At 68.0% G+C, this 9,935-nt stretch carries 10 protein-coding genes and 1 pseudogene; 6 read left to right on the top strand and 5 right to left on the bottom strand.

Annotated features, from left to right (window positions below; all coding sequences use genetic code 11):
• The first annotated feature begins 249 nt into the window (after window positions 1-249).
• Both ACFWF3_RS12195 and ACFWF3_RS12190 read left to right on the top strand, forming a co-directional pair.
• A complete protein-coding gene (locus ACFWF3_RS12195) occupies window positions 250-876 on the top strand; it encodes an SgcJ/EcaC family oxidoreductase (protein ID WP_379313712.1) in 627 nt (208 codons plus the stop codon).
• Window positions 877-968: 92 nt separating this feature from the next.
• Entirely contained in the window at window positions 969-1,619 is a 651-nt protein-coding gene (locus ACFWF3_RS12190; protein WP_379313710.1) for a hypothetical protein, read from the top strand.
• 14 nt (window positions 1,620-1,633) lie between these two features.
• Here ACFWF3_RS12190 and ACFWF3_RS12185 read toward each other — a convergent pair whose 3' ends face one another.
• On the bottom strand, window positions 1,634-1,972 hold the full coding sequence (locus ACFWF3_RS12185; RefSeq protein WP_379313709.1) for a cupin domain-containing protein: 339 nt from the start codon (window positions 1,970-1,972) through the stop codon (window positions 1,634-1,636).
• A gap of 79 nt (window positions 1,973-2,051) precedes the next feature.
• Here ACFWF3_RS12185 and ACFWF3_RS12180 point away from each other — a divergent pair, with 79 nt between their 5' ends.
• Genes ACFWF3_RS12180 through ACFWF3_RS12170 form a run of 3 tightly spaced genes read left to right on the top strand, consistent with a single transcriptional unit; the run spans window position 2,052 to window position 5,150 of the window.
• Window positions 2,052-3,461, top strand: a complete 1,410-nt coding sequence (locus ACFWF3_RS12180) for a PLP-dependent aminotransferase family protein (protein ID WP_379313707.1) — start codon at window positions 2,052-2,054, stop codon at window positions 3,459-3,461.
• Window positions 3,462-3,511: 50 nt separating this feature from the next.
• Window positions 3,512-4,417 carry an alpha/beta fold hydrolase gene (locus ACFWF3_RS12175; RefSeq protein WP_379313705.1) on the top strand — a complete coding sequence of 302 codons (906 nt, stop codon included), beginning with the start codon at window positions 3,512-3,514 and terminating at the stop codon, window positions 4,415-4,417.
• On the top strand, window positions 4,389-5,150 hold the full coding sequence (locus tag ACFWF3_RS12170) for a MerR family transcriptional regulator (RefSeq protein WP_379313704.1): 762 nt from the start codon (window positions 4,389-4,391) through the stop codon (window positions 5,148-5,150). Before ACFWF3_RS12175 ends, ACFWF3_RS12170 begins: the two co-directional genes overlap by 29 nt.
• A 29-nt stretch (window positions 5,151-5,179) precedes the next feature.
• Here ACFWF3_RS12170 and ACFWF3_RS12165 read toward each other — a convergent pair whose 3' ends face one another.
• The 3 genes from ACFWF3_RS12165 to ACFWF3_RS12155 all read right to left on the bottom strand — a co-directional run bounded on the left by ACFWF3_RS12165 (window position 5,180) and on the right by ACFWF3_RS12155 (window position 7,183).
• Window positions 5,180-5,437 carry a hypothetical protein gene (locus ACFWF3_RS12165; protein ID WP_379313703.1) on the bottom strand — a complete coding sequence of 86 codons (258 nt, stop codon included), beginning with the start codon at window positions 5,435-5,437 and terminating at the stop codon, window positions 5,180-5,182.
• Window positions 5,438-5,878: 441 nt separating this feature from the next.
• Complete coding sequence (locus ACFWF3_RS12160) at window positions 5,879-6,202, bottom strand: MFS transporter (protein ID WP_379313702.1); 324 nt, start codon at window positions 6,200-6,202, stop codon at window positions 5,879-5,881.
• Between the two features lie 90 nt (window positions 6,203-6,292).
• Window positions 6,293-7,183, bottom strand: a complete 891-nt coding sequence (locus ACFWF3_RS12155; RefSeq protein WP_379313701.1) for a LysR family transcriptional regulator — start codon at window positions 7,181-7,183, stop codon at window positions 6,293-6,295.
• 121 nt (window positions 7,184-7,304) lie between these two features.
• Between ACFWF3_RS12155 and ACFWF3_RS12150 the strand changes: the two genes are divergently transcribed.
• The gene (locus ACFWF3_RS12150; RefSeq protein WP_379313699.1) at window positions 7,305-8,774 is read left to right on the top strand and encodes an alpha/beta fold hydrolase; all 1,470 of its coding nucleotides are present in this window, start codon (window positions 7,305-7,307) and stop codon (window positions 8,772-8,774) included.
• Window positions 8,775-8,791: 17 nt separating this feature from the next.
• Here the strand turns inward: ACFWF3_RS12150 and ACFWF3_RS12145 are convergent.
• A pseudogene (locus ACFWF3_RS12145) lies at window positions 8,792-9,663 on the bottom strand (alpha/beta fold hydrolase).
• Window positions 9,664-9,935: the final 272 nt, after the last annotated feature.

Raw genomic sequence — 9,935 nt, 5'->3', positions numbered from 1 at the left:
GCCAAAGGCACCGCCGCCCACCTCGTTCCCAGCCTGCGTCCCCACCCCGGGCGGACGGTGGCTGCCGTGCTGCGCTGCATGGCGTCTCCTCTGTCTAGGTGACGCTGATTACAGCACGGTGACTTGTTTCTAACAAGACCTCTTGTTCACATGTCCGCCACTCGCCGTTGACAAGCGATCAATCGTGCCAATATTCTCTTCCTATACGCAGATACTTCTTTCATGCAGAGTTAGTCGAGAGGCGCCCCCATGACCACCATCGCCACCACCCGCCCCACCAAATCCCGACGGCGCACCATCGGGCGAGCGCTCGGTGCCACCACCCTCGTGCTCGGCCTTGCCGGCGCCGCCGGCTACCTGTGGCTGGGCTACACCTCCGAGGTGCGCAACATCGGCGTCACCGAGTGCGCGAGCCTCGTCCCCGACGGCGGCACCGAATCCGATCTGCGTGCGGTGTGCGCCACGCTCAGCGCGATGACCGCCGCCTGGGACCGCAACGACGCCGATGCCTTCGGCGCCACGTTCACCGAAAATGCCACCTACACAACGTTTATCGGCACCCACTACCAGGGCCGCGCGGATCTGACCGAGGCGCATCGCGCACTGTTCAACGGCTTCCTGAAAGGCTCCAAGCTCGCGGACTCCTTCCTCGATGCCCGCTTCTACGGCGCCGACGTCGCCATCGTCACCAGCCGCGGCGACCGCTACGACGACGACAAGCCCGCCGAACTGTCCAAGACCCAGACCTACACCCTGGTTCGCGAACCCGACGACCAGTGGCGCATCGCGGCCTTCCACAACACCCAGCGTCAGCCCAGGATGGAGCGGATCTCGTTCCTCTTCGACCCGGCAACCAAACCGACAGCCGAACGATGAACACCGATCACCTTGTGCGAGTGGACAACCGGCGCGGGGTAGAGTGCGCGTGAACGTTACAGGGGTGTCGGCGCTCGATTCGGGGGAATACGGTGGACGAAGTCTTGGCCTTGATCGGGGTGGGTGGTCTGATCCCCACGATGATCGCCGCGGTGTCTGCGTGGTTCTCCGCGACATTCAGTCGCCGCGTCAGCAAGCGGGCCATCGAAGTCACCATGACCGGCGACACCGCTGCCCCGGTCGTCTCGGAACCGGCGGATCCGGCCACCGGCGACACCGGGACGCCGCGTCGTCGAACAGAGGAATACCTTCGCCAGGTACGCAGCGCGATGGCGCAGAGCACGGCGTTCTTCTGGGCGTACATGATCAGCGGTTGCTGCGGCGTGGTGGTGGTTCTCGCCGCGGCGTCGATGGTGGCGTTCGGCAATCGCGACGCCGCCGCCGCGACCTCGATCATGGGCGCGGTGCCGGTCGGGATCACCGCGCTGTTCTACAAGCGCTCCACCGACCTCGACAAGATCGTGGGCGAGAACCTCACCCGCTTGAGCAAAGCCGACGAGATCGCCGAGGCCAACCGTGCCGCCCACGATGTGGTGTCGCGGATGGGCGTCGGTGCCGATCAGGATCGGCTCCTGGCGATGATCGGTGTGCGGCAGCTCTTTCCCTCCGCCACACCCACCGAGGTGGCCGAACTCCTTCGCACGGTGCCCGTCGAAGCCGGGACGGTGACCTCGCGGGTGTGACGTGCGCACGGCGTTCAGTTGCCGTACTGCGCGGTCTCCGGGCGCTCGATCAAGAGCACGTGCGCGACCTCGTCGGCGACCGGCCGGTGCCGAATTCCCGCGGGCACCACGAACAATTCGCCGGGTCGCAGGATCACGGGTGCGCGGTCTGCCAGTTCGACGCGGAACGTGCCGTCCCAGCAGAGGAAGAGTTCGTCTTCGTCGTGGTGGTGCCAGGGAAACTCACCCGCCAGCCGGGCGACGCGGACGACGGTGTCGTTGACCGCTGCCAGCTCGTGCTGCTGGAACGGGCCGGGCAGGGCTGCGATGGCCGCGGGGATCGAGACGGAACCGGTGGTGCTCGAGGCTGTCATGGTGATCATCGTCGGGCCGCACGGGGCGCCGATCCAGCGCCAATCGCGCATAATTGGTCTGCCTATGGAACCAATTGACGTGACAGATCGGCTCGGTCGCTGGTCGGCGGGGCGTGGGCCGCTGTACGCCCTGCTCGCGGCGGGGTTGCGCGCGCTGATCGAGGACGGCGAACTGGCGCCGGGGGTGCTGCTGCCGCCGGATCGGGCACTCGCCGTCGCCTTGTCGGTCGGGCGGAGCACCGTGGTAGCGGCCTACGACCTGCTGCAGGACGAAGGCCGGATCGTGCGGCGGCAGGGCAGTGGCACCCGCGTCGCGGGGACGCCACGGATCGATCCGCCGGCGACCACGAGTGAGCCGATGTTTCTCGACCTGCTCGAGCCGCGATCCGACGTGATCTCGCTGGCCTGCGCGGCACCGGACCGGCCGCCGGTCGAACTGGCCGAGTCCTACGCGGCGATGCTGCCCGCGTTGGCAGCGACGACCGACGACATCGGCTACTACCCGTCGGGCCATCCGACGCTTCGGGAGGCCGTCGCCGAGTACTACCGGGGGCGCGGGCTGCCGACCGAGGCCGGGCAGATCCTCGTCACCGCCGGCGGGCAACAAGCACTGTCGTTGCTCGCCAGGGCTTACCTTCGGCCCGGCGATCACGTCCTCGTGGAAGCCCCGACCTACCCGGGGGCGTTGGAAGCCTTTCGCGCGGAGGCGGCGGTCGTCTCCGGACTGCCGCCCGGACTGCACGGTTTCGCGGGCGCGATCCGAGACCGTCGGCCCGCACTCGCCTATGTGATCCCCACCTATCAGAACCCGACAGGGTCGGTGCTTTCCACGCTCGTGCGCCGCGGTCTCGCGGAAACATCAGCAGCAGAGGGGATTCCGCTGATCGATGACGAGGTGCTCGCCGAACTCGGTTTCCCGGGCCAGGAGACTCCGCCGCCCCTTGCCGTGTTCGCCGACACCGTGATCACCGTCGGTTCGCTGAGCAAGAGCGTCTGGGGCGGACTACGTATCGGCTGGATACGCGCGGCGACCCCCGTCGTGGCCAAGCTCGCCAGACTGCGCGCGGTGCACGATCTCGGCGGCAATCTTCCTGCCCAGCTGGCCGCGGCCGAGCTACTCCCCCGCCGCGACGCCATGCTGCGCACCCAGGCCGCCGAACGCGAGCGCCGCCACGACCACCTGTGTGCCGAGCTCGCGCGCCGGATTCCCGAATGGGACGTGGCGCGGGTCCGGGGCGGACAGACGCTCTGGATCCGGCTACCGCACGGTGATGGCGCCTCCTTCGCGCAAGCCGCACTGCGACACCGTATTTCGATCCTGGCCGGTGGCGGGCTCGATCCGACCGGCGGCAGCGACCGTTATCTGCGGATCCACTTCCTGCATCCGCTGGAGACCCTCACCACCGCAGTCGATCGCCTCGCGCAAGCGTGGCGTACCTACCGCCCGCCGACCACACTCACTGCCGCCGCGCCTCCGCTCGCGCTGTAGCCGACGCAGAGGTTGACCTTGACGCAGCGTCAGGGTTGCACCCTTGTCGCATGACGAACAACGACATCTCCTCGACGAAGCCCGCACCGCCGGTCGGCGGGTTCACCGAGATCGACGGCAATCGCCTTTTCGTCCATCGGTCGGGCAGTGGTGGACCGGCGGTGGTCTTCCTGCCCGGCGCGAGTGCGGTCGGACTCGACTATTTCGGTGTGCAGCAGCAGGTTTCGCAGTTCACCAGCGCCGTGGTGTACGACCGCGGCGGCACCGGCTACAGCGATCCGCTGCCCCTGCCCCGTACCGCCACCGAGGTCGCCACAGAATTGCACCAGCTGCTGGGCACTCTCGACGAACTCTCGGGCCCTTATGTTCTCGCCGCCCACTCACTCGGATGCCTCTACGCGCACCGGTTCGCGCAGCTGTACCCGCGGCACGTGGCCGGACTGGTCTGGATGGACGGCTTGCACCGAGACTGGGACCAGTTCATGCCACCGGCGATGGGACTGGCCGCGGCCGCGGCGCCCGCACCCGATGCCGAGCAGCTCGAACGCCTGCGTACAACCCTTCGCGAAATGGCCGCCGGGCTGCTCGCGGACTACCCGGAACCGGTGCGGCGAGCATTGACGGAGGCGAAGGCGAGCGACGAGTGGATCCGGGCGGGCTTCGCCGAGCGCAACGGGTTGCCGGAACTGGCCGCCGAATTGCACGCCGGGCCCAACATTCCCGATATTCCGCTGGTGGCGCTCAGCGTGCTGGGCCCGGACCCGCACCAGTCGCGCGAGGCGCTGGCCGAGATCCACGACGGCAGGCGGCGAATGGACGCGGCGATGGTACGCGGGGTTTCCCAGGGGCAACAGCGCATTCTCTCCGACACCGTGCACCACCGGCTCTGCTTCGATCGCCCCGATGCCGTGGTCGAGGCGATCCGCGATGTCATCGACCAGGTTCGTCGCCGCTAGGATCGGCGCGGTGCTCACCATCGGCCAACTCGCGGCGACCGCCGGCGTGACCGTGCGCACGGTACGCCACTACCACCAGGTCGGCCTGTTGCCCGAGCCCGAGCGCGACGCCTCCGGCTATCGCCGCTACCCCGCGCAGGCGGCGGTCGATCTCATCCGGATCAGAACCCTCGCCGACGCGGGCGTTCCGCTGTCCCGGATCGACGCGCTGCTCCACGCCCAACCGGCCGAATTCGCCACGGCCATCAGCGAGATCGACACCGCGCTCGGGCGCAAGATCGATCAGCTCGCCGAGTACCGCCACCGGATCGCCGAACTGGCAAGCGGCGAAAGCCTTTTCCTCCCCGGCGAGGTGGTCACCCTGCTGAACCGGATGCGCGGTCTCGGCATCAGCCAACAACGGATGCGCCTCGAGCGTGACGCCTGGATCTTGTTGCACGCGTTGGACACCGACGCGATCCCGCACCGGGTCCGGGAGAAGAACGCCGAATTCGACGACCCGGAAACCATCCGCCTGTACCGCGCGGTCGATGAATCGGTCGACTGGCACCCCCACGACCCACGCCTCGACCGCCTCATCGACGACCTCGACGCCTGGGAAATCGCCCACACCCGCAGCCCCACCCGCTCCACCGAACTGGTCGCTTCCCGCATCGCGGAGTCCTCCCCCGCCTGGCAACGCATCGTCGACGCACTCACCCACCGCGCCGAACAACGAGCCTCCGAACCCTGACCCGATTGCGCGGTCCGGATTGCATCGGATCAGTGCGCCGTGCTGCGGCGCGGAACGTAGCGCACGCTCAGCACCGCTATCGCGACGAAACACACCACTGTCAGGGTGATCCCGATGCGCGCACCGAAAATCGAATCCGGAGCGGCCAGGCACGCCCCCAACAGTGCGATGCCGATCGCCATTCCGACCTGACGCGAGGTATTGAGGACTCCGGATGCCAAACCGGCATAGCGCGGGTCCGCGGAGGCCATCGCCGCGCCGTTGCTGCTGGGCCCGAAAGTCCGCACCCGAATCCGACGATCGCGGAGCCGACCAGCACCACCGGCCACCTGTCCGGCTCTCCCACAGCCGAACACACGACGGCCCCGACCACAGCGGTGAGCGACCCCGTGATCAGTAGCCACCTCATCCCACGGTCCGCCCACCGGCGGTTGAGTACCACGGTCGCGAACGTCCACAGAACAGCGAACGGCAGGAAGAACAATCCGGTGGTGCGGGCGTCGTAGCCCCACTGCGTCTGCAGGAACACAGCGAGCATGAATTGCAGCCTATAGGCACCGAATTGGAAGGCGAACCCGTTCGCGATCGAGGCGGAGAAGGATGCGCTGCGCAACATCGTCAACGGCAGGACCGGCGACGCAACCCGCGATTCAGCCCCGACGAACCCCAACAGGAACAGCGCGGACGCGGCAAGGAGTACCAGCGTCAACGGCGACGACCAGCCACGTTCACCACCTTCGATCAGACCGCCGACGAGTGTCCCCAGACCCGCGATCGCCAGGAGCCGCGAAGATCCCTTGAAAGCACCGGGCGGCGAGGAGCACCGGCAAGGTCGCACTCACCGCGCAGATCAGCGACGCGACGGTGAATCCGCCCAGCGCCCAGGCAAACACTCGGCGGGCGCCGAGCCGATCAGCCAGCGTTCCCGCGCTGAGCAGCAGCGCGGCCAGCGGAATCGTGTAGACGTTCACCAACCACTGCAGAGCCGCCATAGACCCGCCTGTCTCGGCCCGAATCGACGGCAGGCGCCTACGTCCTTGCTCGCGGCGCATAGTCCAGCGAACCGTTTCGCCGGGCCACCCAAGGCATCCTTCAACTTCTGCCGCGATAGCCGATGCCGCACGCCGTCCCGCGTCGAAGAGTCAGAATCGGGTGGCGGTGGCGGATGCGGTGTGGGCGAAGGCCTGTACTCGGGTGGTTAGGCCGGTGTTGAGCCAGCCGAGGCCGAATTGGAGGGGTGGGGCGTCGGTGACGGGGATGAAGGTGACGTCGGGGCGGAGGTAGAACAGGGGCGCTTGTTCGGTGGTCAGGTAGACGCCTTTGCCCGCGCCGACGAGGGCGAGGATCTCCTGGAAGGTGGCGGCGGTCGGGCCGGGCCGGATGGGGCGACCGGAGGGGGTCTTTCGGGGGTGGTGGAATTCGTCGAAGTAGGCGGGCAGCTGCGGCGGGTTCTGGATCATCGCGGCATCGGCGAGGTCTTCCAGTGAAAGCGCCGGTCTGTGGGCGAGGGTGTGGCCGGCCGGGACCGCGAGCATCTTGGCCTCGGAGATCAGCGGCAGGCCGATGGTCATGTCGGGCTCACGCATCGGGAAGCAGCACAGCATCGCGTCGACCTCGCCGCTGCGCAACTGATTCGCACCATCGCTGAGCTGCAATTCGGTGATCCGCACAGCGCATTCGGGATGCCTGGCCTCGAAGCGCTCGGCGACTTCCAGCAGATACCGTCCACCGGCCGATCCGAAATAGCCGACCCGCACGGTGCCCTGGATGCCACGCCCGGCCAGTTCGGCGTTGCGCACGCTGCGCCGAACCTGCTCGTAGGCGGGGCGAAGTTCCTCGCACAACTGACGGCCGACCGGGGTGAGGGCGACCTTGCGACTGGTCCGTTCGAACAGCGCCACCCCGACCTGACGTTCGAGCCCCTTGATCGTCTTGCTGACATGCGCTGTGGAAACCCGCAGCCGCTCGGCGGTTCGGCCGAAATGCAGTTCCTCCGACAGCGTCAGGAACGCCTCGATCTCGTTTCGCTCCACGGCCGCCTTCGATCATTGCTCGCCGGTTAACGACCCTTGGGTGATTTGTCGTTGATCACGCCCGGCGAACTGTTGATCATAGGTCCGTCTACGAAATATGTTCAGAGAGGCCGGTTTCGACATGGCGGTAGTGCACGTCCCGCAGATCAGGCACAGGGTCGTCGAGGTCGACGGAGTGCGGGTCTTCTATCGAGAGACCGGACCCGCGAACGCACCGACACTGCTTCTCCTGCACGGCTTTCCGTCGGCCTCACACCAGTTCCGACGGCTCATGGACGCCCTCGGTGGCCGATTCCGGCTGATCGCCCCCGACTATCCCGGTTTCGGGCACACCGAGGTCCCCGACGGTTTCGTCTACTCCTTCGAACGGCTGGCCGACATCGTCGAAGGCTTCGTCGACGCGATCGGCCTGGACCGATTCGTGCTGTACGCCTTCGATTTCGGCGGACCGGTCGGCCTGCGCCTGGCCACCCGCCGCCCCGCGTGGATCGCGGGGCTGATCGTGCAGAACGCGAACACCTACGACGAAGGCCTGTCCGACATGGCACGCGCGATGACCGCGAACAAGCCGGGACAGCCGGGCGCGCAGGACAACGTTCGCCAGATCCTCGAACTGCCCGTCACCCGCGGCCAATATGAGGGCGGCACCACCGATCTCGAACTCGTCGCACCCGACGGCTGGACACTGGACCAGCATTTTCTCGACCTCCCCGGCCGCAAGGACGCGCAGGTACACCTGGCCCTCGACTACCACACCAATGTGGCGCTCTACCCGGTGTGGCAGCAGTGGTTGCGCGAGCACCGGCCGCCGACGCTCGTGCTGTGGGGTCGCAATGACGCCTTCTTCCCCGAGGCGGGCGCCAACGCCTACCTCCGCGATCTCCCCGACGCCACCATCCATCTCTTCGAGACCGGCCATTTCGCGCTCGAGGAGAACCTTCCCGAAATCGCCCCGCTCATCAGTGATTTCGTGGACGGTCTGCGCCGGCGCCAGCCGATGAGGATCGCTGTCATCGGCGCCACGGGCAATCTCGGCGGTGCGGTTGTCCGCGCGGCGACCGCTCGCGGTATGCAGGTCACCGCGCTCGGCCGGGACACGGTGGATGTCACCGACGCGGCCTCGGTCAAGAATGCCGTCGCGGGACACGACGCCGTCGTCGCGGCGGTCAAGGGCGATGACCGACTGGTGCCGCGTGGCGCCGAGACCCTCCTGGCGGCCCTGCCCCTCGCCGGGGTCGACCGCCTGGTGTTCCTCGGCGGTGGCGGCAGCCTCGAATACGCACCGGGACAGCGTTTCCTCGATTCTCCGGAGTTTCCCGCCCAGTACCTGGAGACGGCCCGTGACCAGAGCGAGGCGCTGGAAATTCTGCGTGCCGCCGACTCCCTGGTCCGGTGGTCCTACGTCAGCCCGCCGCCGGTGCACCTGGTCCCCGGCGAGGCGACCGGCGTCTATCGGGCCGAGGCCCGCGACACCCCGATCGTGGACGCCGCTGGTGAAAGCCGGATCAGCGTGGGCGATTACGCGAGCGCGATCGTCGACGCGCTGGAGGACAACACTTTCGTCGGCCTGCGCTTCACCGTCTCGTACTGAGCGGTGCCGCGCCGACCTCAGCGCCGGAGAAGCTCGCGCAGGGCGGCGGTGACGGTCCGGGGGTCCTCCTCGGCCATGAAGTGACCCGCGTCGACGGTGCGGTGGTCGAGGTCGGGCGCCCAGCTCGACCACAGTGCCGCCGCTTCGTATCCGAGCGCGGCGCCCCAGTCCTGCTGCATGACCGTGACGGGCATGGACAACCTGCCGCGCGGTCGGCGCGGTCGTGGTCGATATCGATGGTTGCCGAGGCACGACAGTCGGCCACGATCGAGGGGACAGCGTCGCGACAGGCGTCGAGGTACGCGGCGCGCACGGGCGCGGGGATCGCGTCCGGAGTCTTCGCCCACTGGTCGAGGAAGTAGGCGAAGAACGCGTCGGCGCTGGCGGCGATCATCTGTTCTGGCAGTCCGGGCGGCTGTGCCATCAGGTACAGGTGGAATCCGACGGCGGCGGTCGAGCCGTGCAGCACGTCCCACATGTCGAGTGTGGGCAGCACGTCCAGGCAGGCGAGATGGGTGACCGCGTCGGGGTGGTCGAGCCCGGCGCGGAAGGCCACCAAGGCGCCGCGGTCGTGACCGGCGAGCGCGAAGCGGTCGTGACCGAGGACAGCGGCGGCAGCGACAATGTCGGCGGCCATACTCCGCTTGGAGTAGGTGCCGGTGCCGGATTCTTCGGGTTTGTCGCTGTCGCCGTAGCCGCGCAGGTCGGGGACTATCACTGTGTGGTCGGCCGCCAGGTCGGCGGCGACGTGACGCCACATCAGGTGGGTCTGTGGGAAGCCGTGCAGCAGCACGATCGGGGTTCCCGCACCGGCGACGGCGACGTTGAGGGCGACATCGTCGGCGACCGGGACGCGGTGGTAGTCGAAACCGGGAATGGTGCGGGTCATCGCGTGGGCTCTCGCTTCGTTCGAAGGGTGTTCCGCGGGGTCTGCGCGGATCGAGTTCGAGCGTGCGGTGTCGCGATGAGCAGCCGATGAACGCGCACTACATTGGCCTGATGCGGTTTCAGGTGCTCGGACCGGTCATCGCGCACGACGACCGCGGTGCGCCGGTCGCGCTGCGCGGTCCGCGCTACCGCGAGGTGCTGGCACGGCTGATCCTCGCGCACCGGCGGGTCGTTCCGGTCGGTCGCCTGGTCGAGGATCTGTGGGACGAGCCG

It is taken from the genome of Nocardia sp. NPDC060220, assembly GCF_042727815.1.
Lineage (GTDB): Bacteria > Actinomycetota > Actinomycetes > Mycobacteriales > Mycobacteriaceae > Nocardia.
This window is presented reverse-complemented; position numbering and strand designations above follow the sequence as displayed.

Bases quoted from the DNA above. Each gene is read 5' to 3' on its own strand.
- ACFWF3_RS12160 (WP_379313702.1), bottom strand. From the start codon at position 6,202: ATGCGCCGCGAGCAAGGACGTAGGCGCCTGCCGTCGATTCGGGCCGAG.
- ACFWF3_RS12185 (WP_379313709.1), bottom strand. From the start codon at position 1,972: ATGACAGCCTCGAGCACCACCGGTTCCGTCTCGATCCCCGCGGCCATC.
- ACFWF3_RS12195 (WP_379313712.1), top strand. From the start codon at position 250: ATGACCACCATCGCCACCACCCGCCCCACCAAATCCCGACGGCGCACC.
- ACFWF3_RS12150 (WP_379313699.1), top strand. From the start codon at position 7,305: ATGGCGGTAGTGCACGTCCCGCAGATCAGGCACAGGGTCGTCGAGGTC.
- ACFWF3_RS12175 (WP_379313705.1), top strand. From the start codon at position 3,512: ATGACGAACAACGACATCTCCTCGACGAAGCCCGCACCGCCGGTCGGC.
- ACFWF3_RS12170 (WP_379313704.1), top strand. From the start codon at position 4,389: ATGTCATCGACCAGGTTCGTCGCCGCTAGGATCGGCGCGGTGCTCACC.